At 71.8% G+C, this 26,887-nt stretch carries 25 protein-coding genes and 1 pseudogene; 12 read left to right on the forward strand and 14 right to left on the reverse strand.

Annotated features, from left to right (window positions below; genetic code table 11):
* Positions 1-28 precede the first annotated feature (28 nt).
* The 6 genes from ACFUUZ_RS15290 to ACFUUZ_RS15315 all read right to left on the reverse strand — a co-directional run bounded on the left by ACFUUZ_RS15290 (position 29) and on the right by ACFUUZ_RS15315 (position 6,395).
* Entirely contained in the window at positions 29-1,666 is a 1,638-nt protein-coding gene (locus ACFUUZ_RS15290) for a cation acetate symporter (RefSeq protein ID WP_378696470.1), read from the reverse strand.
* Positions 1,663-2,010, reverse strand: coding sequence for a DUF485 domain-containing protein (locus ACFUUZ_RS15295; protein ID WP_378696472.1), 348 nt, complete (start codon positions 2,008-2,010; stop codon positions 1,663-1,665). The genes ACFUUZ_RS15290 and ACFUUZ_RS15295 overlap by 4 nt, the downstream gene beginning before the upstream one ends.
* Before the next feature lie 140 nt (positions 2,011-2,150).
* The gene (locus ACFUUZ_RS15300; RefSeq protein WP_378696473.1) at positions 2,151-3,926 is read right to left on the reverse strand and encodes a cation acetate symporter; all 1,776 of its coding nucleotides are present in this window, start codon (positions 3,924-3,926) and stop codon (positions 2,151-2,153) included.
* A 1-nt stretch (position 3,927) separates the two neighbouring features.
* On the reverse strand, positions 3,928-4,260 hold the full coding sequence (locus ACFUUZ_RS15305; protein ID WP_378696625.1) for a hypothetical protein: 333 nt from the start codon (positions 4,258-4,260) through the stop codon (positions 3,928-3,930).
* Between the two features lie 137 nt (positions 4,261-4,397).
* Positions 4,398-5,192 carry a LytR/AlgR family response regulator transcription factor gene (locus ACFUUZ_RS15310; protein WP_378696475.1) on the reverse strand — a complete coding sequence of 265 codons (795 nt, stop codon included), beginning with the start codon at positions 5,190-5,192 and terminating at the stop codon, positions 4,398-4,400.
* Between the two features lie 39 nt (positions 5,193-5,231).
* A complete protein-coding gene (locus tag ACFUUZ_RS15315) occupies positions 5,232-6,395 on the reverse strand; it encodes a sensor histidine kinase (protein WP_378696477.1) in 1,164 nt (387 codons plus the stop codon).
* Between the two features lie 117 nt (positions 6,396-6,512).
* On the opposite strand from ACFUUZ_RS15315, the gene ACFUUZ_RS15320 reads away from it, so the two are divergent.
* The 4 genes from ACFUUZ_RS15320 to ACFUUZ_RS15335 all read left to right on the forward strand — a co-directional run bounded on the left by ACFUUZ_RS15320 (position 6,513) and on the right by ACFUUZ_RS15335 (position 9,868).
* Positions 6,513-7,532 carry a hypothetical protein gene (locus ACFUUZ_RS15320; protein WP_378696479.1) on the forward strand — a complete coding sequence of 340 codons (1,020 nt, stop codon included), beginning with the start codon at positions 6,513-6,515 and terminating at the stop codon, positions 7,530-7,532.
* A 4-nt stretch (positions 7,533-7,536) separates the two neighbouring features.
* Positions 7,537-8,268 carry a nucleotidyl transferase AbiEii/AbiGii toxin family protein gene (locus ACFUUZ_RS15325; protein WP_378696481.1) on the forward strand — a complete coding sequence of 244 codons (732 nt, stop codon included), beginning with the start codon at positions 7,537-7,539 and terminating at the stop codon, positions 8,266-8,268.
* A 327-nt stretch (positions 8,269-8,595) separates the two neighbouring features.
* Complete coding sequence (locus ACFUUZ_RS15330; protein WP_378696483.1) at positions 8,596-9,054, forward strand: hypothetical protein; 459 nt, start codon at positions 8,596-8,598, stop codon at positions 9,052-9,054.
* A 124-nt stretch (positions 9,055-9,178) separates the two neighbouring features.
* Positions 9,179-9,868 carry a class I SAM-dependent DNA methyltransferase gene (locus tag ACFUUZ_RS15335; protein WP_378696485.1) on the forward strand — a complete coding sequence of 230 codons (690 nt, stop codon included), beginning with the start codon at positions 9,179-9,181 and terminating at the stop codon, positions 9,866-9,868.
* A 106-nt stretch (positions 9,869-9,974) separates the two neighbouring features.
* Here the strand turns inward: ACFUUZ_RS15335 and ACFUUZ_RS15340 are convergent, their stop codons facing one another.
* A complete protein-coding gene (locus ACFUUZ_RS15340; RefSeq protein ID WP_378696487.1) occupies positions 9,975-10,601 on the reverse strand; it encodes a winged helix-turn-helix transcriptional regulator in 627 nt (208 codons plus the stop codon).
* Between the two features lie 30 nt (positions 10,602-10,631).
* Here ACFUUZ_RS15340 and ACFUUZ_RS15345 point away from each other — a divergent pair, with 30 nt between their 5' ends.
* Positions 10,632-11,477, forward strand: a complete 846-nt coding sequence (locus tag ACFUUZ_RS15345; protein ID WP_378696489.1) for an alpha/beta fold hydrolase — start codon at positions 10,632-10,634, stop codon at positions 11,475-11,477.
* Between the two features lie 36 nt (positions 11,478-11,513).
* Here ACFUUZ_RS15345 and ACFUUZ_RS15350 read toward each other — a convergent pair whose 3' ends face one another.
* Positions 11,514-12,188, reverse strand: coding sequence for a hypothetical protein (locus ACFUUZ_RS15350; protein ID WP_378696491.1), 675 nt, complete (start codon positions 12,186-12,188; stop codon positions 11,514-11,516).
* Between the two features lie 112 nt (positions 12,189-12,300).
* Here ACFUUZ_RS15350 and ACFUUZ_RS15355 point away from each other — a divergent pair, with 112 nt between their 5' ends.
* Positions 12,301-13,293 carry a metallophosphoesterase family protein gene (locus ACFUUZ_RS15355; RefSeq protein ID WP_378696493.1) on the forward strand — a complete coding sequence of 331 codons (993 nt, stop codon included), beginning with the start codon at positions 12,301-12,303 and terminating at the stop codon, positions 13,291-13,293.
* 38 nt (positions 13,294-13,331) lie between these two features.
* Here ACFUUZ_RS15355 and ACFUUZ_RS15360 read toward each other — a convergent pair whose 3' ends face one another.
* Positions 13,332-13,847: a hypothetical protein gene (locus ACFUUZ_RS15360; protein ID WP_378696495.1), complete on the reverse strand. Its 516-nt coding sequence runs from the start codon at positions 13,845-13,847 to the stop codon at positions 13,332-13,334.
* Positions 13,848-13,857: 10 nt separating this feature from the next.
* Positions 13,858-14,340 carry a nitroreductase/quinone reductase family protein gene (locus ACFUUZ_RS15365; protein ID WP_378696496.1) on the reverse strand — a complete coding sequence of 161 codons (483 nt, stop codon included), beginning with the start codon at positions 14,338-14,340 and terminating at the stop codon, positions 13,858-13,860.
* Positions 14,341-14,459: 119 nt separating this feature from the next.
* On the opposite strand from ACFUUZ_RS15365, the gene ACFUUZ_RS15370 reads away from it, so the two are divergent.
* The 6 genes from ACFUUZ_RS15370 (at position 14,460) to ACFUUZ_RS15395 (ending at position 25,738) form a co-directional block, all read left to right on the forward strand.
* The gene (locus ACFUUZ_RS15370) at positions 14,460-15,194 is read left to right on the forward strand and encodes a hypothetical protein (RefSeq protein ID WP_378696498.1); all 735 of its coding nucleotides are present in this window, start codon (positions 14,460-14,462) and stop codon (positions 15,192-15,194) included.
* Between the two features lie 333 nt (positions 15,195-15,527).
* A complete protein-coding gene (gene dnaE / locus ACFUUZ_RS15375) occupies positions 15,528-19,070 on the forward strand; it encodes a DNA polymerase III subunit alpha (protein WP_378696500.1) in 3,543 nt (1,180 codons plus the stop codon).
* Between the two features lie 111 nt (positions 19,071-19,181).
* Entirely contained in the window at positions 19,182-21,122 is a 1,941-nt protein-coding gene (locus ACFUUZ_RS15380) for a cellulose biosynthesis cyclic di-GMP-binding regulatory protein BcsB (protein ID WP_378696502.1), read from the forward strand.
* A 43-nt stretch (positions 21,123-21,165) separates the two neighbouring features.
* Positions 21,166-22,644 carry a hypothetical protein gene (locus ACFUUZ_RS15385; RefSeq protein ID WP_378696504.1) on the forward strand — a complete coding sequence of 493 codons (1,479 nt, stop codon included), beginning with the start codon at positions 21,166-21,168 and terminating at the stop codon, positions 22,642-22,644.
* A complete protein-coding gene (locus tag ACFUUZ_RS15390; RefSeq protein ID WP_378696506.1) occupies positions 22,641-24,083 on the forward strand; it encodes a glycosyltransferase in 1,443 nt (480 codons plus the stop codon). Before ACFUUZ_RS15385 ends, ACFUUZ_RS15390 begins: the two co-directional genes overlap by 4 nt.
* Positions 24,080-25,738, forward strand: coding sequence for an ArnT family glycosyltransferase (locus ACFUUZ_RS15395; protein WP_378696508.1), 1,659 nt, complete (start codon positions 24,080-24,082; stop codon positions 25,736-25,738). The genes ACFUUZ_RS15390 and ACFUUZ_RS15395 overlap by 4 nt, the downstream gene beginning before the upstream one ends.
* Here the strand turns inward: ACFUUZ_RS15395 and ACFUUZ_RS15400 are convergent.
* The 4 genes and pseudogenes from ACFUUZ_RS15400 to ACFUUZ_RS15415 all read right to left on the reverse strand — a co-directional run bounded on the left by ACFUUZ_RS15400 (position 25,713) and on the right by ACFUUZ_RS15415 (position 26,750).
* Positions 25,713-25,889: a DUF397 domain-containing protein gene (locus ACFUUZ_RS15400; RefSeq protein WP_378696627.1), complete on the reverse strand. Its 177-nt coding sequence runs from the start codon at positions 25,887-25,889 to the stop codon at positions 25,713-25,715. The genes ACFUUZ_RS15395 and ACFUUZ_RS15400 overlap by 26 nt on opposite strands.
* Positions 25,890-25,945: 56 nt before the next feature.
* A pseudogene (locus ACFUUZ_RS15405) lies at positions 25,946-26,104 on the reverse strand (Scr1 family TA system antitoxin-like transcriptional regulator); the annotation flags it as partial.
* Positions 26,076-26,471, reverse strand: a complete 396-nt coding sequence (locus tag ACFUUZ_RS15410; protein ID WP_378696629.1) for a Scr1 family TA system antitoxin-like transcriptional regulator — start codon at positions 26,469-26,471, stop codon at positions 26,076-26,078. The pseudogene ACFUUZ_RS15405 and the gene ACFUUZ_RS15410, both read right to left, overlap by 29 nt.
* An 18-nt stretch (positions 26,472-26,489) precedes the next feature.
* Positions 26,490-26,750 (reverse strand): hypothetical protein, encoded by a 261-nt coding sequence (locus ACFUUZ_RS15415; protein ID WP_378696510.1) that lies wholly within the window; start codon positions 26,748-26,750, stop codon positions 26,490-26,492.
* Positions 26,751-26,887: the final 137 nt, after the last annotated feature.

Genomic DNA, 26,887 nt, shown 5'->3' on the forward strand with positions numbered 1-26,887 from the left:
AATCGGATTCGCGCGGCGCGTGGCCGGGTCAGTGCGCGATCGCCTTCTCGGCGCCGACCCCGGTGAGCGAGCGCACCTCCATCTCGGTCGCCTTGGCCGGATCCTCGTCGTCCTTCCCGAGGAAGGTGCCGACGATGCCGAGCACGAAGGCCAGCGGGATGGAGACGATGCCGGGGTTCGACAGCGGGAACCAGTCGAAGTCGGCATCCGGCAGCATGGCCGTCGGGCCGCCGGAGACGGCGGGGGAGAAGACGATCAGCACGACCGTCGAGATCAGCCCGCCGTACATGCTGCAGAGCGCGCCGGTGGTGTTGAACCGCCGCCAGAACAGCGAGTACAGGATGGTCGGCAGGTTCGCCGCCGCCGCGACCGCGAAGGCCAGCGCCACCAGGAAGGCGATGTTCTGCCCGTTGGCCAGGATGCCGAGCCCGATGGCGAGCACGCCGATCACCACCGCGGTGATCCGCGAGACCCGCACCTGCTTGCGCTCGTCCACCTCGCCCTTCTTGATGACGCTGGCGTAGATGTCGTGCGCGAACGAGGCCGATGCGGTGATGGTGAGCCCGGCGACCACCGCCAGGATGGTCGCGAAGGCCACCGCGGAGATGATGCCGAGCAGCAGCACGCCGCCGAGCTCGAAGGCGAGCAGCGGGGCCGCCGAGTTCTGCCCGCCCGCGGCGGCCAGGATCCGGTCCGGGCCGACGATGGCCGCGGCGCCGTACCCGAGCACCAGGGTGAACAGGTAGAAGGCGCCGATCAGGGCGATGGCCCAGACCACGGAGCGCCGCGCCTCCTTGGCGGTGGGCACCGTGTAGAAGCGCATCAGCACGTGCGGCAGCCCGGCGGTGCCGAGCACCAGCGCCAGGCCGAGCGAGACGAAGTTCAGCTTGGACATCTCGCTGCCGCCGTACTGCGCGCCGGGCGCGAGCACGTCGCGCGCGGCGACCTTCTCGTTCGCCGAGCCGGTGACCGCCTGCTGCGCGCTGCCCAGGATCTCGGAGAGGTTGAAGCCGAACTTGGCGAAGACCATGACCGTCATCAGCGCCGCGCCGGAGATCAGCAGCACCGCCTTGATGATCTGCACCCACGTGGTGCCCTTCATCCCGCCGACCAGCACGTACACGATCATCAGGATGCCGACCACCGCGATCACGACGGACTGCCCCGCGCGATCGGAGATGTCGAGCAGCAGCGCGACCAGGCCGCCCGCGCCCGCCATCTGGGCGAGCAGGTAGAACAGCGAGACGGCGAGCGTGGTGAGCGCCGCCGCGGTGCGCACCGGGCCCTGCTTCAGCCGGAAGCTGAGCACGTCGGCCATGGTGAACTTGCCGGTGTTGCGCAGCATCTCGGCGACCAGCAGCAGCGCGACCAGCCAGGCCACCAGGAAGCCGATGGAGTACAGGAAGCCGTCGTAGCCGTAGACCGCGATGGCGCCCGCGATGCCGAGGAAGGAGGCCGCGGAGAGGTAGTCGCCCGCGATGGCGATGCCGTTCTGCGGGCCGGAGAAGCCGCGGCCGCCGGTGAAGTAGTCGGCGGCGGTGGCGTTGTTGCGGCTGGCCCGGATCACCACCACCATCGTGACCGCGACGAAGATCGCGAAGATGGCGATATTGGCGGCGGGGTTGCCGACGGTGGCCGATGCGGCCAGCAGGGAACCGGTGCTCACGCCTTGTCTCCTTCCAGCTCCGCGCGGATGGCGGCGGCGCGCGGGTCGAGTTCGCGGTTGGCGAACCGCACGTACACGCCGGTGATCACGAAGGTGGAGACGAACTGGCCGAGGCCGAGCAGCAGCCCGACATTGATGTTGCCCACCACCTTCGTCGCCATGAAGTCGTGCGCGTAGGCACCGAGCAGCACGTAGGCGAGGTACCAGAGCAGGAAGAGCGCGGAGACGGGAAAGACGAAGCGCCGCAGGCGGCTGCGCAGCTCCTGGAACTGGGGGCTGGAGTACGCCGCGGCGAACTCGGCCGGGGTCGGCGGCTGCGCGCCGCCGAGGTCGGTACTGGTCATCCGGGGGAGTCCTGTCGTGTGACGTGGCTGACAGCGGAAGACCGTAACCCCGCCGCGGGGGCCCACAGGGCGTGTGTCGCAGGTCACTCCGTGAAGGGGTGGGATCGTGCGGTGAGCGGTCGGCGGGGAGCGGCGAGCGGTCAGCGCCCCGCGGGGCCGCCCGGCTCGTTTCCGAGGACTCCGTGCTCGCGGTCCGCGCCCATCCCCAGCTTCTCCGGGGCGTGCATGCGCACGAAGATCCGCCCGACGGTGCGCGCGTCCTGGCCCCTGGTCACCAGGCTGACCAGCACCATGGTGGCGAAGGCGATCGGCACGCTGACCGCGGCCGGGTAGCCGAGGATGTCCGCGGGCCAGCCGCCCGCCCAGTCGGCGGCGACGCCACCGGTCACCGAGACCACGGTGGCCGCCCCCGCGGTCAGCCCGCCCGCGCTCAGCCCTGCGGCGGCCCCGGCCGCGGTCAGCCCGCGCCACCAGATGCCGAGCACGAGCAGCGGGCAGAGCGTGGAGGCCGCCACCGAGAAGGCGAGCGCCACCGTCCTGGAGAGGTCGAGCGAGACCACGGTGAGCGAGAGCAGCAGCGGCACGACCCCGGCCACCACGGCCGCGAACCGGAAGTCCCGGACCCGCCCGCGCAGCACGTCGGTGCCGAGCACCCCCGCGATCCCCACCAGCAGCCCGGACGAGGTGGAGAGGAAGGCCGCGATCGCCCCGGCCGCCGCCAGCGCGGCGAGCAGCTGTCCGGGCAGCCCGCTCAGCACCGCGCCGGGCAGCAGCACCACCGCCGCGTCCGAGGTGCCGGTGATCAGCAGCTGCGGCACGTACAGCCGGGCGAAGACCCCGAGCAGCACGGGGAACAGGTAGAAGACGCCGAGCAGCCCGATCACCGCGAGCGCGGTCGCCCGCGCGGCCCGCCCGTCCGGGTTGGTGTAGAAGCGCACCAGCACGTGCGGCAGCCCCATGGTGCCGAGGAAGGTCGCGATGATCAGCGAATACACCTGGTAGGTGGGGTGCGTGCCGCCGAACCCGCCGCCGGGGCGCAGCCAGTCGGCGCCGTCCGCGGGCGCGCCCGCCACCACCGGGACCGCGCTGCCCGGCTCCAACACCAGATCGGTGCCCGCGCCGAGTTCGTGGTCACCCGCGCTGAGCTCGACCGGGCCGTCGACCGCGGCGCCGTCCAGGGTGCCGCGCACGGTGGCCGGGGTGGGGCCCGCGACCTGCACCACCACGTCGGTGCTGATGTCAACGGTGGTGCGCTCGGCGAGCACCGGCGGCGCGGGTGAGCCGAGCGGCCGGTCCTCGGCCAGGAAGTGCCCGGCCAGCACCAGCGCGGGCAGCGCCACCGCGGTGAGCTTGAGCCAGTACTGGAAGGCCTGCACCAGCGTCGCCGAGCGCATGCCGCCGCCCGCCACATTGCCGATCACGATCACCCCGACCGCCACCGCGCCCACCCACCCCGGCCAGCCGAGCAGGATGCGCAGGGTGAGCCCGGCGCCCTGGAACTGCGGGATCAGGTACACCGCGCAGACCAGCACCACGACCACCGCGGCCAGCCTGCGCAGCCGCGCCGAGCCGAGCCGGAACTCCGCGAAGTCCGGCACCGTGTAGGCGCCGGAGCGGCGCAGCGGCGCGGCCACGAAGAGCAGCAGCCCCAGGTACCCGGCGGTGAACCCGACCGGGTACCAGAGCGCGTCCGCGCCGTACTTGGCGATCAGCCCCGCGACGCCGAGGAACGAGGCGGCGGAGAGGTACTCGCCGGAGATGGCGGCCGCGTTCCAGCGCGGGCCCACGCTGCGCCCCGCGACCAGGAAATCGGAGGTGGTGCGCGCCAGCCGCACCCCGTACACCCCGAGCGCCACCGTGACCAGCGCCGCGAGCAGCAGCGCGGCCACGGTGAGCAGCGGGGCGGTGCCTGGCATCTCAGTCGCCGGCCAGTTCCAGGAAGTCCTGCTCGTTGCGCTCGGCCAGCCGCCGGTACAGCCGCCCCGCCCCGTACAGCAGCGGATACGCCACCGCGCCGAGCAGCAGCCAGGGCAGCCGCACCCCGAACACGGTGACGGTGGCGGGCGCGCCCGCGGCGAAGAGCATCGGCAGCGCACCGAGGACGAGCACCACGACCAGCCCGATCCGTAAGCCCAGGCCGAGCTGGGCCCGGATCAGCCCGCCGATCAGCGCCGCGCCGATCTCGGTCTGCTCGGCCACCTCGCTGCGGGTGCGCACCCGGCGGGCGCCGCGCCGCTCGGCCAGCACCACCCGCTCCCTGGACGGCCGCTGCACAGCCGGACGCTGCGGGGTTTCGCGCGCGGCCGCCGGGTGCTGCGATATCTCGCGCGCGGCCGCCGGGCGCCGCACTTCTCCGGCGGGCCGCCGCGGCGGCTCCCCGTTGCCGCTCACCGCCCGGTCCAGTTCTGCCGGGGGCCGTGGACCAGGCGGTTCTTGAGTTCGCGCAGCTGCCTGCGGCTGACCGGCAACTCCACCGCGGCCGCCTCGCCCTCGCCGCGCAGGCAGACCAGCGTCGCGCCGCCCACGGTGCGCAGCCCGGTCACCAGGCGCAGCGCGATCAGGTAGGAGCGGTGCACGCGCAGGAAACCGGCGTCCCGCCAGCGGGTCTCCAGCGCGGAGAGCGGGATCCGGACCAGGTGCGAGCCCGCGCTGGTGTGCAGCCTGGCGTAGTCGCCGTCCGCCTCGACCCAGTTCACGCTGGCCCGGTGCACCAGCGTGGTCACCCCGCCCAGCTCCACCGGGATCACCTCGGCCGGGTCGGCGCGCGGCGCGGCGGCCGGGGGAGCGGCGGTGCTGCGGGCGGCGCCGATCCGGCGCACCGCCTCCGCGAGCCGCTCCGTGCGCAGCGGTTTGAGCAGGTAGTCCACCGCGCCCAGGTCGAAGGCGGCGACCGCGCGGTCGTCGTGCGCCGTCACGAAGACCACCGCGGGCGGGTGCGCGAACTCGGCGAGGATGCCCGCCAGCTCCATTCCGTCCAGGCCCGGCATGTTGATGTCGAGGAAGACCGCGTCCACCGGGTGCCTGCGCAGCAGCCGCAGCGCCGCCGTCGACTCCCTCGCCGCGTGGATCTCGCCCACCTCCGGCTGCGCCCGCAGCAGGTAGACCAGCTCGTCCAGAGCGGGCTTCTCGTCGTCGACGGCGAGCACGCGCAGGGCGGCGCCGGAGGGGGTGGTGGCGGTCACAGCGGTCTCATCGTAGAAGGAGGCGCCGCCGGTGCGCCGTCATACCCGCACGCCCGGTCGGAACTTCGGCACCCGCAGGCTCACCTTGGTGCCCGCGCCCGGCGCCGTCTCCACCACCAGCCCGTAGTCGTTGCCGAAGGCGGCGCGCAGCCGGTCGTCCACATTGGCGAGCCCGACGTGCGCCGACTCGCCGGTGGTGACGGCGTCCAGCTCGCCGGAGCGGAGCAGCTCGGGGTCCATCCCGGCGCCGTCGTCCTCCACGCTGATCAGGCACTCGGTGCCCGCGTCGACGGCGACGATGCTCACCGTCCCGGTTCCGGTCAGCCCGTGCCGCACCGCGTTCTCCACCAGCGGCTGCAGCGCCAGGAACGGGAGTACGACGCCGAGCACCTCCGGCGCCACCCGCAGCCGCACCTGCAGCGCGTCGCCGAACCTGGCCCGCTCCAGCGCCAGGTAGCGCTCGATATTGCGGAGCTCGTCGGCGAGCACGGTGAACTCGCCCGCCGCGCGGAACGAGTAGCGGGTGAAGTCGGCGAACTCCAGAATCAGCTCGCGCGCCCGGTCCGGGTCGGTGCGCACGAACGAGGCGATGGTGTTCAGCGCGTTGTAGATGAAGTGCGGGCTGATCTGCGCGCGCAGCGCCCGCACCTCGGCCCGGTCCAGCCGGGCCCGCGAGGCGTCCAGCTCGGCCAGCTGCAGCTGGCCGCAGGCGTACCTGGCCACCTCCGCCAGCGCGCCCAGCGTCCCCGGCCCCGGCCTCCCCTCGGTCACCACGCCGAGCACCCCGGTGACCTCGTCGTCCGGCAGCAGCATCGGCTGCGCCACCAGCGTCCGCCCCGCCTGCTCACCCGGCCCCGCCACCAGCACCGCGCGCCCGCCCGCCGCCGCCCGCGCCGCCGCCTCCGCGAACGTCCCGCGCAACCCCGCGTGCGGGCCGTCCCACGCCAGCACCGCCCCCACGTGGTCGGCCACCCCCAGCGCCGCACCCCCCGTCAGCAGCCGCAGATGTGGCGCCGCCTCCGCCGCCGCCTCCGCCGTCAGCCCGCGCCGCAGCGGGACCGCCGCCAGCGCCGCCGTGTGCAGGGCGGAGTGCACCGCGCGCTCGGCGGGGGTGGTCACCACGCGGCGGGTGCGCGGCCACAGGAGCAGGGCGCCTGCCAGCAGGGCCGCCGCCACCACGATCGCCGCCGCGGTGGTGTTCATCGGGTGGGTTCCATGGGTCGATTATGCGGTCTGCGCTCGGTTCGACCGGGCAGGCGCGGTGTTCGCTGTTCGGTGTTCGGTATTGACCGAACACCGAACATTAGGCACTCTGAAACGGTGGAAGGTCTCTCGGCAGCCGGTGCGCGCGAGCATCTCGCCGATGCGCTTCGATCCGTCGGGCTCGAGAACGAGGCAGGCGACGGCACTGTTCTGATCGTTCGGCACGGTGCCGAGCGGATTGCGATCGAGGTCGAAGCCGCTTCGCTGATTACCGCCAAGGACGTCTCCCGCCTCGTCCGTCGTGCGACCGAAGAAGGCGAGCAGCGCCCTCGCCCCCGCGTGCTGGTGGCGAAGCGAATCACCGAGGACGCTCGTCGATCGCTTCGGGAAGCCGGATACAGCTGGTTGGATCTCCGGGGGCGCCTGCACCTGGCCGCGCCCGGCCTCTTCGTCCACGCTGATGTCGAACCGGTGCTGACCACTCGGCGAGCGGAACCGTTCGCCGGCGCGGTGGTCGTGGAGGTGGCCGTCACGGCTCTCCTCGCTCCGGAGCGGCCGGTGCGCATCCGGCACATTGCGCAGAGCATCGGCCGCGCACCGAGTTCGGTCTCGGTGGCGGTCGACGGGCTGCGCCGCGCGGGGCTGCTCACCTCGGACGGGGTGCCCGACGTGCCCGGGCTCTTCTGGGAACTCGCCGCGGCATGGCGCCCCGAGGAACTCGACATCGCGGAGCTCCCACTCGACGATCTCGGCCTTCGACAGGCGCTCAGGATGAACGACGCGGATGTATCGGTCGCCGGATGGGCACTGAGCGACTCGCATGCCGCCGCGGCCTACGGCGCCCCCATCGCCATTCGTGCCGACAGTCCGCCCGACTTCTACGTGCCGGACTCCGCTGTCCTCCGCCGTGCCGCGAAGCTCCTCGGCACGACGAACCGCGGAAGAGGTGATCGGGCAGCCACTTTGCGGGTTTCGCCGGTCGGCTATGTTTGTCGGCATCGGGTGGCGCCGCAGGCGGGGGAGTGGCCGCTGGCGCATCCGCTTTTCGTAGCTCTCGACCTGGCGGGGGACCCCGGGCGCGGGCGGGAGATCGTCGAGTTGTGGACGCCGGAGGGGGAATTTCGTCGTGTCTGGTGATCGGGTGGTCGAGCTGGCCGGTCCTTCGATGGCCGCGTTGGTGCACGCCATACCGGAAACGGAGCGCCGGGCCGGGCGGCCGATCACCGTGATCGGCGGTTTGGCGGTGATCTGCCGGGTCGCGAGCCCGCATCGCGCCACCAGCGATCTCGATACCGTTCATCGCCGCTGCGGTGACGAGCCGAGCCAGCTGGAGGTGCTCGTCGCGAGCACCGGCCGGGCGAGTGGGCCCGCCGGGGTGCTGATCCCCACGCCCGAGGGGGAGGTGCAGGTCGACGTGCTCGAGGTATCCGACGCCGATTTCGATCCCCTGCCCGAGGATCCGACCGGGCGCCTGCACGTGCTGTCCCATTCCTGGGCCGCGGAGACCGCGAGCCCGCTGCGGCTTCGGGCGCGCGGGAGTGCCGCCGTCACCGTTGCCGTCGCCGAACCCGGTTCGCTGATCGCCATGAAGCTGCAGTCCGCCTTCGACCGCGGAGCGCGCAAGGAGGCGACGGATCTGCTGGACATCGTGCGTCTCAGCACCGATCGGGCGTGCGGCGCGACAGCGCGATCCCAGCTGGCGGCGGCTGCCCAGGTGCTGCGTCGCGATGCCACCCAGCACCTCGACCTCTTCTTCGAGCAGCGGGTCGCGCGGACAGCGCGGCTCATCCGGGAAATCCCGGAGGGCAGGGATGCCGCGCTCGACGACCTCGTCCTGGTGCACGAACTCCTGTCGGAGGCATTGCGGAGCTGAACCGATTCACACCACGGGATCGTTCTGCGGGCATCCGCGGTGACGTTCAGCAAAATGCGGCTTTCCGTGCGGAACGGAATGCGGGTCTTTCCGAACATGCCGACGGCGGAGATGGATTGCCGCAGCAATGCCGACTGTTCCGCGCAGCCGCCGCCGCGTGCCGTCGGCGCCCGCCGCTGACCTGCTCCGTCGCGGCAAGGGTCGGTCGCAGTGCACCTCGCTCAGAATTCACCGGCGGCGATCCACTCCGTGCGCTGAACCGGTTTACGCCACCCCCACCGGGGCACTCCTTCCCAGCCCCGCCCACCAACCCCCGAGAGGGCCCCGATGAGATCAGCCAGACCCGTGCTCGCCGTACTGGCCACCGCCGTGCTCGCGGGCGCCGCGCTGGTCGTGTTCGCCACCCCCGCCGTGGCCAACCCCGCCACCACCGGCGGCCCGTTCACCCCGGCGGTCGCGCTCACCGACGGGCCGTGCGTGGCCTACGTGGAGTCCGCGGTCACCGGCGACGCCTACCCGGAGCACGCGGCGTTCACCGTGGCGGCGACGCTGGTCGGCGTCGGCCCCTGCTCGCTGCCGGTCACGCTGACCTGGCGCAATGTCGACACCGGGGAGACCGGGGTGGTGACGAAGACGGCGCAGGGGCCGGGGTACTGGAGTACCAGCGGGCGGGACGCGCTGTTCCACGCCGGTGTCGGCCGCTTCGACGGCACCGTGACGATCGGCCCGGCGCACCTGCCGGAGCCGGGCACCGTCGACTTCACCGTCACCCGCTACCAGGGCTGACCGAGCCGGGCAGCGGGGCACGTCGAATCCCGGTCGGCGGACGGTGCCGGATTCGAGCCCCGGCACCGCCCGCCGCTGGAAAAGGCAGTGCACCCGGCCCGGCGCCGGCGCTACCGTCCCGCGGGTGATCGATCACTTCGGGGAGGCGGTCGCCGCGACGTACGACCGGAATTCGGCCGAGCGCTTCGAGCCGGAGCTGGTCGCGTCCACCGTCGACGTACTGGCCGAACTGGCCGGTGCGGGCCGGGCACTGGAACTCGGAATCGGGACGGGGCGGATCGCGCTGCCGCTGGCCGCGCGCGGGGTGCCGGTGCACGGCATCGAACTCTCGACCGCCATGCTCGCCCGGCTGCGGGCGAAACCGGGCGGAGCCGAGATCGGCGTCACCGTCGGGGATTTCGCGAGCACCAGGGTCGCGGGCGAGTTCGCGCTCGCCTACCTGGTCTTCAACACCATCATGAACCTGACCACCCAGGACGCCCAGGTCGCCTGCTTCCGCGCCGTCGCCGACCAACTCACGCCCGGCGGCTGCTTCGCGGTCGAGGTGATCGTGCCCGAGCTGCGCAAACTGCCCGCCGGGCAGACCGTGCTCCCCTTCGGCCTCGGCCCGGACCGCTGGGCTCGGTCGGACTACAACCCGGCGACCCAAGCCGCACCTGCCACTACCTGGACATCGCGGCGGGCACGCACCGGAGCGTCCCGGTCGATCTCCCCGTGCCGCCGCAGGATTCGATACGCCGAGCAGGCCATCTCGGTGTCGTCGGTCCACAGCCAGGGCCGGCGGCAGCGCGCGCCGCGAGGGCCGAGCTGTTGAGCGGGTCGGTCCAGCAGGAGCCGAAGCCGTCACCCGTGGCCAGTCCGCGCAGCGCGATCGCCGCGCGCTCCTCCCGCTCGGTCCGCACGGGTGCGAGTATCCCAGGTCAGGCGGCGAAGGCGGCGCGGACCGCGGCCTCGTCCCCGTCGATCGCGAGCAGGCCGAGCGCGCGGGCGTCGTCGAGGGTGAAGGCGCCCGCGGCGAGCCCGAGCAGGTGGGCGGGGTCGGCGCGGAGGGTGGCGTCGAGGGCGCGGCCGTCGTGCGGGACGACCTCGACGCCGGAATCCGTCACGCTGAGCCGCAGGGGCGGGCCACCGACCTCGAGGCCGATCGCCGCCGGGGTGCGCACCTCGACCCGAGCGCTGAGCAGCGCGGGGACGGCGAGGGTGAGCCACTCCGCGCGGAAGGAGTCCCCCTCCGGGCCGCGGACCATGAGCGGGGTGGACCAGCGGATCAGGCTCTCGATCGGCCCGCGCAGCTCGGCGCCCCACGGGGTGAGCGCGTACTCGACCACGCTGCCGGTGCCCGCCAGTCGCCGCTCGACCACGCCGGCGGCCTCGAGGTTGCGGAGCCGGTCGGCGAGCAGGTTGGTGGCGATACCGGGCAGCCCTTCGGCCAGGTCGCGGTAGCGAGCGGGGGCGATGAGCAGCTGCCGGACGACGAGCAGGGTCCAGCGGTCGCCGATGACCTCGAGGGAGCGGGCGAGCCCGCAGAACTGTCCGTAGCTGCGCATCGGGGTTCTGCGAACGCGCGTCCCGCCTGGGTGGACGATGCCCTGTTCCCTTTCGAGAGCCGCTTCGTCGAGCTCGACGGGCACACCGTGCACTACGTGGACGAGGGGGCGGGGCCGGTGCTGCTCCTGCTGCACGGCAACCCGACCTGGTCGTTCCTCTGGCGCGAGATCATCACCGCGCTGCGCCCCGACTACCGGTGCATCGCCCTCGACTACCCGGGCTTCGGTCTCTCCGCGGCGGCACCCGGCTACCGGTACCTGCCCGAGCAGCACGCGGAGGTGGTCAACGCCTTCGTCGACGCACTCGGTCTCGAAGGGGTCACCCTGGTCGGGCAGGACTGGGGCGGCATGATCGGCTTGGCCGCGGCGCAGCGGCTGCCCGGCGTCTTCGAGCGGTTGGTGCTCGCCAACACCTGGGCCTGGCCGGTCAACGGCATCCCGCACTTCGAGGCTTTCTCGCGCATCATGGGCGGCCCCCCGGCCCGCTTCCTGATCCGGCGGTTCAACCTCCTGGTGGACGCTTTCATCCCCACCGGCCACCGGCGGCGGAAACCGACCGCGGCCGAGATGACCCACTACCGCCGGGCGCTCGACACCCCCGAGCGGCGTGGTGCCTCCGCCGTGCTGCCTCGTCGCGTCCGCGCGAGCCGGGCCTTCTTCGCCGAGGTCGAGGCCGGGCTCCCCGGTCTCGCCCCCCTGCCGACGCTGATCGTGTGGGGTGATGCCGACATCGCCTTCCGCCCCCGCGAACGGGTCCGGCTGGAAGCCGCCTTCCCTCGGCACACGACCGTGATCGTCGAGGGCGCGGGAACGTATGTGGAGTCCGACGCGCCCGAGGAATTCGTCGCCGCCTTCCGCAGCTGGGTGGCGCGGTGACCGAGCCGGCGGGAACCGACCCGTCCTGAGCGCCGCTCAGTTCTGGCAGACCGGATACACCGCGGCGGGATGGCAGTGCGCGGGGCAGGCGAGCAGGTAGACCATGTTGCCGAGCAGGAACCCGTCGTCGAAGGCGACCGCCGCGTCCGCCTCGGGGGTGCGGTGCCGGAAGGCGCCGAAGTCGTAGTTCTCCGAGATGTGGGCGAGGAAGACCAGATCTTCGCCGCAGGGGCAGCGGAGGTGCTCGGCGCCCTGGAACCAGTAGGGGGAGCCGCCCACCTTGAAATCCTGCAGCGGCCCGTCGTAGCCCGGGAAGTCATCGTCGTCGACCGCGCGCTCCAGCGTCAGCCGGTGCGGGCGCAGGTACGGGTCGAGCTCGGCGACCTCGGTGGCGTTGCGCTGCAGCAGGATTCGCCAGTGCGCGTGGTCGTTGGCGGGCGGGTGGTCCCAGAACTCCGGCGGCAGCTGTCCCCTGGCCTGGAAGCAGGCGTCGCTCTCGGCCGGGCACTGGAAGACCAGGAGTTGGTCGCCCGCGAAGTGCGTGACGTCGGCTGGGACTCGGAGCTGGAAGTAGAGCGCCATCCTGGCGCCGCACCGGCACACCGGCCACGGCTGCCCGGCGTCGAGGACCGGCCATCCGCCGATGGTGTCGCGGTCGCCGGGGGCGGCGGGGTCGCCGGAGGCTCGGATGATGTAGGTGTGCGCGTCCACGGGCTGCTCCTTCCAGGGGTGGGTTCACCCTGGCAAATGCGTCCGCGCGGCGGCACGCCGGGACCGGAAAAGCCGTCGCGCCGGGGCGCACGGGCGGTCTAGCGTCGGCTGGATGGAGCGCACCGTGATCGTCGGCGACATCCACGGCTGCCACGCCGAACTCGTGGAGTTGCTGGCGGTGGCCGAGGTCGGGCCGGACGACCTGCTCGTCTCCGTCGGCGACCTGGTCGATCGCGGGCCCGCACCCGCCGAGGTGGTGCGGCTGTTCCGGGAGCGACCCAATTCCCTGGTGCTGATGGGCAACCACGAGCGCAAACATGTCCGCGGCGTCTTCTCGTACGCCCAGGAGATCACGCGCCTGCAGGCAGGGGCCGGGTACGCGGACATGGTCACCTGGATGGCGACGTTGCCGTACTGGTTCGAGAACGAGCACGTGCGGGTGGTGCACGCGGCGCTCGTCCCCGGCGTGCCGCTCGCGGAGCAGCGGGAAGAGGTGTTGTGCGGGTCCACCCGCGGTGAGCGCGAGTTGAAAGCGCTCTTCCCCGAGGGGTATTGGCACGAGCGCTACACCGATAGCGTGCCGGTCGTGTTCGGACACCATGTGACCGGTGCGGACCCGCTCATCCGGGACGGCCGAATCTTCGGCCTGGACACCGGCGCCTGCCACGGCGGGTACCTGACCGCCCTCTCCGTCCCCGACTTCACCCTGCACCGGGTGCGCGCGCACGCCGACCACTGGACCGCGGTGCGCCGCACATGGCAGCTTCCGGTACTGCGCAGCAGGCCGTGGGCCGAAACCACCTGGGACGAGATCGACGCGGCGGGCCCGTTCGCCGATCCGGCGTCGTCGGCCTGGGTCACTGCCCTGCGCGAGTGGGCATTTCGGGTGCGCGCCGTGCAACCGGCGATTCTCGCCGCGGCACAGGAGCAGGCCGCCCGCTCGGAGCCCGCGCAGTTCCACGCGCACCCCGCGGCGCCCCTCCTCTTCCAGGCCAGGGCCGGGCGGCTCGACGCCGCCGCCCTCGACCGGCTGTGCACCACGCCCGAGCGGCTGTGCCGCCTGGCGGCCGCCTTCGGCATCGAGGTGGAGTCCCGCCCCGCCTGAACCGCGCTGGGCGGGCATCTGCCGCGGCGGCTCCGCCGTCAGCGCCGGAGCGCGGCGCGGGTCTCCCGGTCGAACGCCACCGTGGCGGCGAGGGCGGCGCTCAGGTCGGCGAGCGCCCGGTCGTAGGCGGGGCGGGGGAAGCGGAACGGGCCGAAGGCGGTGTAGTCGCGGGCCGGGCGGAACGGTTGCTCGGCATCGCTCCAGTTCACGGTGGTGTCGGTGGTGGTGATGGTGAGGATCAGCGGCCAGTCGGCCCATTCACCGCACCGGCAGGCGAGGACGCGGGTGCGCGGCTCGTGGCCGAGGAAGTGCCGGTCGGCCGAGCCGCCGTCGAACCGCAGCAGGGCGGGGACGATCCCGCCGTACGCCTCACCCGCCGGTTCCATCCCGGCCTGCTGCTCGAACCGGTCGACCAGGTCGGTGAAGCGCACCCCGTCCAGTCGGGGCACGATCCGACCCCGGGCGTTCAGCGGCGGGACCCCGTGCCGGATCCGCCGCGGCGCGCGGAACTCCACCTCCAGGTCGAACCGGATCGTGCCGACATCGCGAACCACGAGCCCAGTATCAGCCCTCCCCGTCCAGGGTGAGCACGACCAGCGGCATCGGTCGGTCGATCTTGGACTGGAAGTCCGCGAGCAGCGGGTTGTTCGCCAGCACCCAGGCCGCGAACTCGTCGTACTCCGCGCCCTCCAGCACCCGGCCGGTCGCGCGGTGGGTCCGGTCCCCGAGCTCGATGGTGACCTGCTGATTCGCCTTGATGTTGTGCCACCAGGCGGGGTACTTGTCCTCGACGAACGAACTCACGTACAGGATGTCGCCCCGGTAGAGCGGGCCGAGCGGGACCGTGTGCCGCTTGCCGCTCCTGGCGCCGGTGGTGGTGAGCAGGATGAGGTCCCCGCCCGCGTAGGCGCCGCCCACCCTGCCCTCGTTCTCCCGAAATTCCTTGATCACGTCGTCGTTCCAGTTGGCGATGCTGCCCTCCTGGTCCCACGCCTGGTTCCAGGGTGCGTTCGGATCGTTGTAGTCGGTGATGTCGGGTTCGCTCATGATTCGAGTATCTCGGGCGGTTAGGACAGACCAGGTCCTAACTCGACACCCCGGGCGCAATCGTTTCCCGTAGCACAGGGGTATGACAGACTCGAAAGTATGTTCGAATGGATCCGGCGGTGAGCGCGCGCGACCGGCTCGACCCCGAGCGCCTGGCCGCGCTGTCGAAGGCCGAGCGCGTGGCCGCGCTGCGCGACGTCATCGACCGGGTCCCCGGCGCCGCCGCCGCGCGCACCCCGGTGCTCGCCGTGCCTGCGGCCCTCGCGCCGATCTTTCCGGACGGCGGACTCGCCAAGGGATCGACGGTGGCCTACACCGGCACCAGCACGGTGCTGCTCGGGTTGCTGGCCGCTGTCACGGCGGACGGCGCGTGGGCCGCGCTGGTAGGCGGCGGGCGGCGCGGGCTGCTCGCCTTCCACGAGATGGGGGGCGCGCTGGAGCGGCTCGCCGTCATCCGGGATCCGGGGCGGGACCCGCTCGGCGTGGTGGCGGCGCTGACCGACGGGATCGACCTGGTCGTGCTGGACCACCGGGTCGACATCCCGCCCGCTCGGGCCAGGACCCTGGCGGGGCGGGTGCGCAGTCAGCAGGCGGTGTTGCTGGTCGCCGGGCAGGACTGGCCGCACCCGGACCTGCGGATTCGCAGCCACCTGGCGGGGGCGCACGGCCTCGGCGCGGGGCGCGGGCGGCTCAAGGGGCTGGAGGTGGAGGTGGCGACGCAGGACCGCACCGGCCGGGTCCGGGAGGTGACCGCCGTCCTGGACGGGGTGGGCGGACGCACCGGGTGGACCGCCGCGGACGAGGGGCACGGCGCCGCGGTGCAGCCGCCGGTCACCGATCAGCGGACGGGGTGAGAACCGTGCCTGCACTCCACCGGGGGACCGGAGCGCGGCCGTGCCGGAGGTCGCCACCCGGCCGGGCGGCGCGGAGCGCGGCCGATGCCGAATGTTCGCCGACGTGTCGCACAGCCACCCGCCGCGGTCCGAATCGCGGCGATTTCCGACGCGCCAGAGGCGACGCGCCGGGATGCATATCGGCCGTTCCGCAGCGTCGGCGGGGCAACTTGACGGCCCCGAATCCAAGCACGAGACTCGACCACTCGGGCCGGATCGACGGCGGGGCGGCACACCTCCTCGCCGGGAGAAACGCGTCCCGATCCCGTCGCGACCCTGGGAGGTAGGACCGTCTTGGCCGAGTCCGGTTTCGTTCACCTGCACAACCACACCGAGTACTCGATGCTCGACGGCGCGGCCAAGATCTCGCCGCTCTTCGCCGAGGCGAACCGGCTCGGGATGACCGCGGTTGGCATGACGGACCACGGCAACATGTACGGCGCCTCCGAGTTCTACAACTCGGCCAAGAAGGCGGGCATCACGCCGATCATCGGGATCGAGGCGTACATCGCGCCCGGCTCCCGGTTCAACACCAAGCGCGTGCAGTGGGGCGACCCGAGCCAGAAGGGCGACGACGTCTCCGGCTCCGGCGCCTACACGCACATGACCATGGTCGCGGAGAACGCGACCGGGCTGCGCAACCTGTTCAAGCTCTCCAGCCTGGCCTCGATCGAGGGCCAGCTGGGCAAGTGGGCGCGGATGGACGAGGAGATCATCGCCGCCCACGCCGAAGGAATTATCGCCACCACCGGCTGCCCCTCGGGCGAGGTGCAGACCAGGCTGCGGCTGGGCCACGAGCGCGAGGCGCTGGAGGCCGCGGCCAAGTGGCAGGAGATCTTCGGCCCGGAGAACTTCTTCCTCGAGGTGATGGACCACGGGCTGTCCATCGAGCGCCGGGTGCGCGAGGGGCTGCTGATGATCAGCAAGCAGCTCGACATCCCGCCGCTGGCCACCAACGACTGCCACTACGTCACCAAGGACCAGTCGACCAACCACGAGGCGCTGCTCTGCATCCAGACCGGCAAGACGCTCTCGGACCCGACCCGGTTCAAGTTCGACGGCGACGGCTACTACCTCAAGTCGGCCGCCGAGATGCGCGCCATCTGGGACGCCGAGGTCCCCGGCGCCTGCGACAACACCGTGCTCATCGGCGAGCGGGTGCAGTCCTACGACGAGGTCTGGCAGCACCGCGACCGGATGCCGGTCTTCCCGGTGCCCGAGGGCGAGACCGAGGGCTCCTGGCTGCGCAAGGAGGTCGCCCGCGGCCTGGACCAGCGCTTCCCGAACGGGGTGCCGCGCGAGTACGCGGACCGGGCCGACTACGAGATCAGCGTCATCCTGGAGATGGGCTTCCCGGCCTACTTCCTGGTCGTCGGCGACCTGATCAAACACGCCCGCGAGGTCGGCATCCGGGTCGGCCCCGGCCGCGGCTCGGCCGCCGGTTCGCTGGTGGCCTACGCCCTGCACATCACGAACATCGACCCGATCCCGCACGGCCTGCTCTTCGAGCGCTTCCTGAACCCCGAGCGCGTCTCGATGCCCGATATCGATATCGACTTCGACGATCGCCGCCGCGGCGAGATGGTGCGCTACGCCACCGAGCAGTGGGGCACCGACAAGGTCGCCCAGGTCATCACCTTCGGCACCATCAAGACCAAGGCCGCGATCAAGGACTCGGCGCGGGTCCTCTTCGGCCAGCCCGGCTTCGCCATCGCCGACCAGATCACCAAGGCGCTGCCGCCGCCGATCATGGCGAAGGACATCTCGGTCTCCGGGATCACCGACCCGAACCACGAGCGGTACAAGGAGGCCGCCGAGGTCCGCGAGCTGATCAACACCAACCCGGACATCGCCAAGATCTACGAGACGGCGCGCGGCCTGGAGGGGCTGATCCGCAACGCGGGCGTGCACGCCTGCGCGGTCATCATGTCCTCGGAGCCGCTCACCGACGCCATCCCGGTCTGGAAGCGGGCCCAGGACGGCGCCATCATCACCGGCTGGGACTACCCGTCCTGCGAGGCCATCGGCCTGCTCAAGATGGACTTCCTCGGGCTGCGCAACCTCACCGTGCTCGGCGACGCCATCGACAACGCCAAGCTCAACCGCGGTATCGAGATCGACCTGGACGCGCTGCCGCTGGACGACAAGCTCACCTACGAGCTGCTGCAGCGCGGCGACACGCTCGGCGTCTTCCAGCTGGACGGCGGCCCCATGCGCGACCTGCTGCGCCGCATGCAGCCCACCGCCTTCGAGGACATCGTCGCCGTCGGCGCGCTCTACCGCCCCGGCCCGATGGGGATGAACGCGCACAACGACTACGCGGACCGGAAGAACGGGCGGCAGGAGGTCAAGCCGATCCACCCGGAGCTGGCCGAGCCGCTCAAGGAGATCCTCGGCGAGACCTACGGCCTGATCGTGTACCAGGAGCAGATCATGCACGTCGCGCAGAAGGTCGCCGGGTACTCGCTCGGCCGCGCCGACATCCTGCGCCGCGCCATGGGCAAGAAGAAGGCCGAGGTGCTGGCCGCGGAGTTCGAGGGCTTCGAGGCGGGCATGCAGGCCAACGGCTACTCCAAGGCCGCCATCAAGGCGCTCTGGGACACCATCCTCCCGTTCGCCGGCTACGCCTTCAACAAGTCGCACGCCGCCGCCTACGGCCTGGTCTCCTACTGGACCGCCTACTTCAAGGCGAACTACCCCGCCGAGTACATGGCGGCGCTGCTCACCAGCGTCGGCGACGACAAGGACAAGGCCGCCGTCTACCTCTCGGACTGCCGCAGGCTCGGCGTGCACGTGCTGCCCCCGGACGTGAACGAGTCCGAGCTGAACTTCGCCTCGGTCGGCACCGACGTGCGGTTCGGGCTCGGCGCGGTGCGCAATGTCGGCGCCAACGTGGTGGCCTCGATCCTGCAGGCGCGCAAGGAGAAGTCGAAGTACACCGACTTCTCCGACTACCTGAACAAGATCGACACCGTGGCCTGCACCAAGAAGGTCACCGAGTCGCTGATCAAGGCGGGCGCCTTCGACTCGCTCGGGCACCCGCGCAAGGGGCTGCTGCTCATTCACTCGGACGCCATCGACGCGGTGATGACCACCAAGAAGGCCGAGGCGATCGGGCAGTTCGACCTCTTCGGCGGGATGGACGCCGACGAATCGATCACCTCGATCTTCAATGTCTCGGTGCCGGACGACGAGTGGGAGTCCAAGCACCGGCTGGCGCTGGAGCGGGAGATGCTCGGGCTCTACGTCTCCGGGCACCCGCTGAACGGCGTCGAGCACGTGCTGGCCGCGCAGGCCGACACCCAGATCCCGGCCATCCTGGAGGGCGACCTCAAGGACGGCACCCAGGTGACCGTCGGCGGCATCCTGGCCTCGGTGAACCGCAGGGTCAACAAGAACGGCCTGGCCTGGGCCTCGGCCCAGCTCGAGGACCTGACCGGCGGCATCGAGGTGCTCTTCTTCCCGCAGTCGTACCAGCTCTACGGCATGGACGTGGTCGAGGACGCCATCGTGCTGGTGAAGGCGCGGGTCAGCGTCCGCGACGACCGGGTCTCGCTGATCGCCAACGACCTCGCGGTGCCGGACCTCTCCGCCATCGGCGTCGCCAAGCCGCTCGCCGTCACCATGACCACGCGGAACTGCACCCCGGACAAGGTCAGCGAACTCAAGCGGGTGCTCATCAGGCACCCCGGCACCGCGGACGTGCACGTGCGCTACGTCGGCGCCAGGGAGAAGACCACCGTGCTCAAGCTCTCCGACTCGCTCCGGGTCTCGCCGTCCTCGGCGCTCATGGGCGACCTCAAGGCGCTGCTCGGCCCCGGCTGCCTGACGAGCTGAGCCGGACCGCGGGCACCGCGACACGCCCCGCCTTCGGCACTGACCAGGACTTTCGGCCCTATTGTTGGGGTCGTTCGTCCTGATCTCGGCTCGTGTGGTGGAGGTGTGGGCATGACGGTCGCCGGCTCGATCCGGTCCGGTATCGCGCGCTGCGCGGCGATCGGGGTCGCGGTGCTCGCGCTGGCCGCGCCCGCCGCGGCGGCGCCGCTCCGGCAGGACGCGCAGTTCCCGCTCCCCGCGCTCGGGCTCACCGCGGCGCAGACCTTCGAGGGCCGGGACGACGTGGTCGCGCTGGTGGTCCCGGTTCCGCCGGGCATGGCGCCCGCCGCGCTGCGCGGCACCCTGCAGGTCGCCCCGGACGCCGGGGCCGGGCGGATCGACGTCGAGGTGCAGGGGCGGGTGGTCGGCTCGGTCGAGGTGCCGCCAGGCAGCTCCACGCTGCCGGTGAGCCTCCCGCTGGCCGGGGTGCCGGTGCTGAACGGGGCCGCGACCGTCACGCTGCACTCGCACCTGACCGCCATGGACGCGGGCTGGTGCGCGGACGACAGCGGGGGGACGCTCACCCTGGTGGACGCCACCGTCGACTACACCGGCGACGAGGCGCAGCCCGCGGTGATCGCGGACTTCCTGCCGCCGGTGCTGAACCGGCTCACCCTGTACCTGCCCGCCACCCCGTCCGCGGACGAGACCGCCACCGCGCTGGAGCTCGGCACCGCCGTGGTGGCCAGGTACGCCAACCAGACCGTCGCGGTGCAGCTGCGCCCGCTCGGACCAGGCAACACCGTCCCCGCCGACCAGCCGGAGCTGCTGGAGCGCCGCGTGGTGATCACCGAGGACGACACCGCGGGCACCACCCTGCGGACGACGGCCCCCGGCGGCCCGGTGCTCGCGGTCACCGGCCGCGGCGGCGAGCTGCGCACCCAGGCCAGGTTGATCACCAGCAACATGGCCTGGATCGCCGCCGACACCGACGCGGTCGCCGGGTCGCTGGAGCTCGCGCCGCAGCTCGCGCCGGACAGCGTCACGCTGCGCGACCTCGGCGTCACCACGCTCAGCGCGACCGGTCCCGGCCGGGTCCGGATCCCGGTCGCGGTGGACCAGACCCGGCTCGGCCGTCCCTCCGGCAGCGTGCGCATCCACCTGCGAGGCAACTACACGCCGTTGCCCGAGGTGGCGAACGGGCAGCTCACGGTGAGCATCGGGGACAGCACGCTGGCCCAGTGGCCGGTGGAGGACTCCGGGCGGATCGACCGCTGGATCGATGTCCCGGACCGGTTGCTCGGCCGGTTCACCGAGGTCGCGGTCGGGTTGCAGGTCGCGGGGACCGCGGGCTGCGAGGTGGCGCAGCCGGTCACGCTCACCCTCGACCCGGAGAGCACGGTGGAGAGCGTGCGCCGGGTGCCGCCGGTGCCCGGCGGGTTCGAGGCGCTGCCGCAGGCGCTCATGCCCGGCGTGCAGGTGGGGTTGAGCGAGGGAACGCTGGCCGACGCGGGCCGCGCGCTCGGGCTGCTCGCCGGGATGCAGCGGATGACGCTGGAGCCGCTGCGCCCGGAGCTGGTCCCGATGGACGCGGCGCTGGACTCGGACCGCCCCGCGATCCTGATCGCCGCCGACGGCGGGCTGCCGGACTCGCTGCACCTCCCGCTCACGGTCGTCGGGCCCAGCGTCACGGTGGCCGACGCGGGCGGCGGCGAGGCGCAGAGCGTGGAGCTGCCCGGGCAGCGGCTCGGCTCGCTGCAGGCCGCCTGGGCAGGCGACCGGATGCTGCTGGTCGCCACCTCCACCGGCGACCCCGCCGCGCTCGACCGGCTGCTGGACTGGCTGCGCGCCGAGCCGGACCGCTGGTACGGGCTGCGCGGCGGGGTGCTGGTGCAGACCGGCGATCGAGAACCGATCCTGCTCCAGGCGCCCGCGACGGTGCCCGCCGAGCAGCCGGCCGACGACCACACCACGCTGCTGATCGCGGGCGGCGTCCTGCTCGCCCTCGGACTGGTCGGCGCGGTCCTGGTGCTGCTCACCCGGGCCCGCCGCGGCCCCGGCCACCGAGCGTGAGAAGGGCGCCGAGATGGGCGGACCGGCGAGCGTGAGCGGGGCCGTGAGTACCGACACGGCGCAGCACTCACTCTGGTTCCGGCACCCGGTCCTCGCGATCACCCTGCGCTGGGTGCCCATCGTCGGCGGCGGCGCCATCGCCTTCGACGCCTCGCTGGACCGGCTGCAACCGACCGCGGAGAACGGCCAGCGGATCGGGTACCTGGTCATGCTGCCGCTGCTGGCGCTGGTCGCCGCGCTCGGCATCGCCCGGCGCCGGTACCGGGAGCTGCCGATCCACGACCGCCAGGTCGACTACATCGTCGGCGGGATGGCGCTGGTCCTCGCGGTGGTGATCGTCGGGTTGATGGTGCCGCGCTACCCGGACACCTTCGACCTGCTGCGGCTGGACATGTACGCGGGCGTCGCCTACTACTTCGGCGGCTGCGTGCTCATGTTCGGGCTGCGCGCCACCGGGCGGTTCTGGCCGGTCTGGCTGGTGGTGGTGCTGTTCGGGCCGCTGCCGTACCGGGCCATCGCGGTGCTGCTCGGCGGCGACTGGAAGGCATCGGCGCTGGTCTCGGTGCTGTTCGTCGGGTTCTGCGCGGGCATCGCGGTGGCGCGGACCTGGCGGCGCGGGCTGCTCGGCGCGGTGGTCGGGCTGCTCGTCGGGCTGGCGCTGGTCGGCGTGCTGGACCTGCTGACGACGGGCATCCCCAACCCGTTCGTGCAGCAGCTGCCCGCCGCCGTCGCGGCGGCCGCGGTCGGGCTCTACTTCATCTGGCACACCATCCGCTTCAAGGAGCCGAACGCGCACCTGGTGCCGCGCCGCGAGCCGACCGTCGCCCGGCCGTGGCCCGCGCTGATCCTGCTCGGCGCCGTCACCCTCGCGCTCGCGCTGCTGCCGCTGCCGCCGCCGATCGACCAGCGGATCGGCACCGGCCCGCCGCTCGCAGGCGGTCCGGGGCTGAACGTCCCGGACGGCTGGACCCAGACCGGCTTCGCCCGGCTGGACTGGGCGCCGCAGTACTTCGGCGCCGACGCCACCCTGGTCCGCCAGGTGGTGACCGCCGACCGCGTGGTCGACGCCTGGGACTCCAAGGGCCGCAGGCGGACCCTGGTGGTCGACACGCTGAACACCGACGACGTCTTCAATCTCCAGGTCTACCCGGGGCAGACCCTGTACTCCACCATCTACGCCCGCCGCTCCGACCCGCTCACCATCGAGCTCGCCCCGGGCCAGACCGGCCGCATCTACACCATCGTGGACGAGAACCTCTTCCTCACCTGGACCTACCTGAGCTTCATCTGGCAGCGCGGCGCGGTGGTGGAGTCGGTGCGGGTGATCGCGGTCGACAACCACGACCCGGACGCCCCGTTCCCCGAGCCGACGCCGAACATGGGCTCGATCGCCGGGCAGAGCTTCACGATCCTGATGCGCGGCAACGCCGTCGCGGTGGACGACAAGCCGGAGTACAAGGACGTCGACCTGCTCACCACCTTCGGCAGGGCACTGGTCGCCGAGCAGTGGGAGGCGCCGTGACCGACCCCGAGTTCCGCGCCGCCGCGCTGCACGACGCCGTCTCCGGGCTGCGCGAGCGCACCCCGAGCGCCTCGGCGGCGGTGCCCTTCACCCCCTGGCAGCGCAGCATCGCGCTCGCGCTGCTCGCGGCGCTGATCGCGGGCGGGATCTTCGCCCCGATCCCCACCCTGACCACGCTCACCGCCGCGAGCACGCTGGCCTACGTCGCCGCGCTGCTGGACCGGCTGCTGATCTTCCGCCGCGGGCTGCCCGCCGACGCCATCGTGACCATCGACGACGACGAGGCGCGCGCCGTCCCGGACGCCGAGCTCCCGCCCTACACCGTGCTCATGCCCGCCTACGACGAGACCGAGGTGATCGGCCAGCTCATCGCCGCCATGCGCGCGCTGGACTACCCGAAGGACAAACTGCAGATCCTGCTGCTGCTGGAGGAGGACGACGACACCACCATCGCCGCCGCGGCCGCCGCCGGGGTCGAGCAGGTGGCCACCGTCGTGCTCGTCCCCGCCGCCGACCCGCGCACCAAACCCAAGGCCTGCAACTACGGGCTGCACTTCGCCACCGGCGAGATCCTCACCATCTACGACGCCGAGGACGTCCCGGACCCGCTGCAACTGCGCAAGGTGGTCGCCACCTTCGCCCGCTCGGACCCGAGGACCGCCTGCGTGCAGGCCAAGCTCGCCTTCCGCAACGGCAGGCAGAACCTGCTCACCGGCTGGTTCACCGTGGAGTACGACGTCTGGTTCAGCTACCTGCTGCCCGGCGTCATGCGGGTGAACGCGCCGATCCCGCTCGGCGGCACCTCCAACCACCTGCTCCGCCGGGTGCTGGACGACATCGGCGCCTGGGACCCGTACAACGTCACCGAGGACGCCGACCTCGGGGTACGGCTGGCGATCAACGGCTACCGCACCGCGGTGCTGAACTCGATCACCTGGGAGGAGGCCAACAGCGACCCGATCAACTGGCTGCGCCAGCGTTCCCGCTGGTATAAGGGGTATCTCCAGTCCTGGCTCGTGCACACCAGGCACCCGGTGCGGCTCTGGCGCTCGATCGGCCCCGCCGCCTTCCTGCGCTTCACCCTGCTGCTCGCGGGGACCCCGCTGATCGCCTGCGTGAACGCGATCTTCTGGCTGGTGCTGGTGCTCTGGCTGCTCGGCCAGCCGCGCGCGGTGGCCTGGGTCTTCCCGCCCGCGGTCTACTACCCGGCGCTGATCAGCCTGGTGCTCGGCAACGCGCTGACCATCTACATGAACCTGATCGGCTGCCGCGAGGGCCGCGACCCCCGGCTCGTCGTCGCCTGCCTGACCGTGCCGATCTACTGGTTCATGATGAGCATCGCCGCGATCAAGGGGGTCTGGCAGCTGCTGCGCAACCCGTCGTACTGGGAGAAGACCGCGCACGGGCTGGAGGTCACCACCGACGAGCCCGCGCCATGAGGTCGCGCGCGGTCCCGCTGCTCTTCGCCTGCGCCGCCCTGGTCTACCTGGCGCTCGGCTGGGTGCTGGCGGTGCGGCACGGCTACCTCATGGGTGACGCGCTGAGCCGGGTGCAGGCCGTGCAGGCGGTGCTTTTCAGCCGGGACCCGCACCTGGCCGCCATCGGCTTCGTCTTCACCCCGCTCACCGCGCTGCTGGAGTTGCCGCTGGTGGCGCTGAGCCCGTGGCTGCCCGCGCTCACCCGGTACGGCGTGGCCGGGGTGGTGGTCTCCGCGCTCTTCATGGCGGGCGCGGTGGTGCAGGTGTACGGGGTCGGCGTCGACCGCGGCGCGCCCCGGTGGCTGACCGTGCTGGTGACCGCGGTCTTCGCGGTGAACCCGATGATCCTCTGCTACGCCCTGACCGGGATGAGCGAGGCGCCGTTCGTCTTCTGCGTCTGCTGGGCGGTGCGCAGGCTGATCCGCTGGGTCTGCACCGACGACATCCACGACCTGATCACCGCGGGCGCCGCGCTCGGGCTCGGCTACCTGGCCAGGTACGACGCGGTGGTGCCGATCGCGGTCACCGCCGCCTTCGTCGCGCTGCGCAGCTACCGGGCGGGCCGCGGTCGCAAGCGGGGCGACCGGATCGCCGCGGGCGTGCTGGACGCGCTGCTGCTGATCGGGCCGGGCGCGCTGGCGGTACTCACCTGGTTCGTCACCAGCTGGCTGCTCACCGGCGAGGGGCTGGCCCAGTTCAGCTCGGCCTACGGCAATGCCGCCATCATCGAGCAGTCCGGCGGCGCGGCGCAGCAGGGGCTCGCCGCGCTCGGCTTCTCCGCCGCCGGGCTGCTGGTGCTCGCCCCCGCGCTGCCGCTGATCGCGCCGGTCGCGCTGGCGCTCGGGTGGCGCCGCCGGGACGTCGAGGTGCTGGTGCCGACGCTGATCCTCGGCTCGGTGCTCGCCTTCCAGGCGTACGCCTACTTCAACGGCGCCACCTTCCCCCTGCTCCGCTTCTACATCGCGGGCCTCCCGCTCGTCTGCGTCTACGCCCTCCAGCTCAGCCCGCCCGCGGGCGCCCCCGTCGCCCGGCGACCCGGCCGCAATGCCCGCCCCCGCGCCGCCGCCGTCCCGCGGGCCCGCCTCGCCGCCGCGCTCGGCGCCGCCCTCCTGGTGCTCGGCCTGCCGATCACCGCCGTCGGCCTCGCCGAACCGACCATCTCGGTGCAGCAGTACGCCCTGCGCAGCCTCTTCACCGGCCCCGGCGACACCGCGCCGACGGTCGACACCGAGCGCCGCATCCTCGCCACCTTCCGCACCGAGCGGCAGATCGCCGACTACCTCGACGCCCAGGACCTGCCGGACGGCTCGGTCGTCACCGACACCGTCTCCGGCTTCGGCGTCGTGGTCGCCTCGGACCACCCGAAGCAGTTCGTCATCCCCTCCGACGAGGACTTCATCACCGTCCTCAGCGACCCCGCCGCGCACGGCGTCCGCTACATCCTCGCCGTCCCCCCGGTCGGCCGCGGCACCGCCGACGCCGTCAACCGCCGCTACCCGACCATCTACGAGAACGGTGGGGAGGTGGGGGTTCTGGAGTTGGAGGCGCCGAACGACGGTCAGGATCAGCCGGATTGGCGGCTGTACCGGGTCATCCCGGAGCGGGATCGCAATTGAGCGGGCTACCGCTGCCGCACGTCGAAATCCCCGCCTGCGATCGCGGAGGTGAAGGCACCCAGGCGCTCGCGGAGAACGTCAGATGCCCACGCTCGATGTCTTTAGAGTCTCGGACACCGACCTGAACACCCGCGAAAAGCGACTTCGACACAGTCTTTGCTGCCGCTCTTGGTGGACTTGAACCAGCGCGCCCCGCGAAATCAACGGTCACCGCCCGTATTTCCTTGCCACCTGCCGGAGCAGGTCACGTGTCTGCTGCGGGTTCAACTCTAAGCGGGCGCAGGTCTCGAAGGCGATTCGATATCGATCCACGCTTTCGGACCGCTCGAGGTAGAGGTCACCGGTGTAGCTGTCGACGTAGACGACCGATGGTTCGTGCTTGCTTTCGTGCCCTGGTCGAAGTCGAGGATGGTGAACGGGCCTGTAAGGTCACCGAGCGGGACACCCGCAGCGAAGGGCACCACTCTGATTCAACGTTGTCGCGCGTGCCGATGTCGGCGAGATGTTTCAGCTGCTGAGCCATGATCGCTGGGCTGCCGACGATCCGGTGCAGGATCTGCTCGTCCAGCAGAGCGGCCATTCGAGTGGGCCGCCGCTCTCGGGTGGCGAGCTTCTGGCGATGTAGTCGCATCTGGACGCGACGACCTATATCGGACGACTCGTTGTCCGGGTACGCCGCTCGAATCAGTGATTCGGCGTAGGAGGGCGTCTGGAGCAGGCCAGGGTTAAGCAGGTGTGTTCGATTCTTGAACTACGGTCTGCGGTCTTTCACCTGTCCACCAAGCAGCACGCAGAGCGCGTAGGCTGGCCAATTCCAGTCATCAAATACCTCGTAATTATTCTTGGAGCGCACACAGTATTTCTTGATGAAGTCAAGCTTAACCTCGCCAAGATTGTTGGTGACAAATTCGGCGTCGCGTGCAGATCCCGCGGCAGGTTCGGCCGCCGCCGTCGCACTAGGTGCGCACAGCAAGCCAGCAATAACCGCAGCGATCCAAAGTCGAGTCTTCATGGTTCTCCTGACATGTTGGTAACGGTACGCTGATCAGCAGTAGGCTAGCAGTAAACTAAACGCTTGTATGTCGATTGATCGGCGGACAAGCCATGCAGGGCTACCAGAAATCTGCTCGGCAATATCGCCGAGATTTG

It is taken from the genome of Nocardia sp. NPDC057353, assembly GCF_042667085.1.
Taxonomy (GTDB): domain Bacteria; phylum Actinomycetota; class Actinomycetes; order Mycobacteriales; family Mycobacteriaceae; genus Nocardia.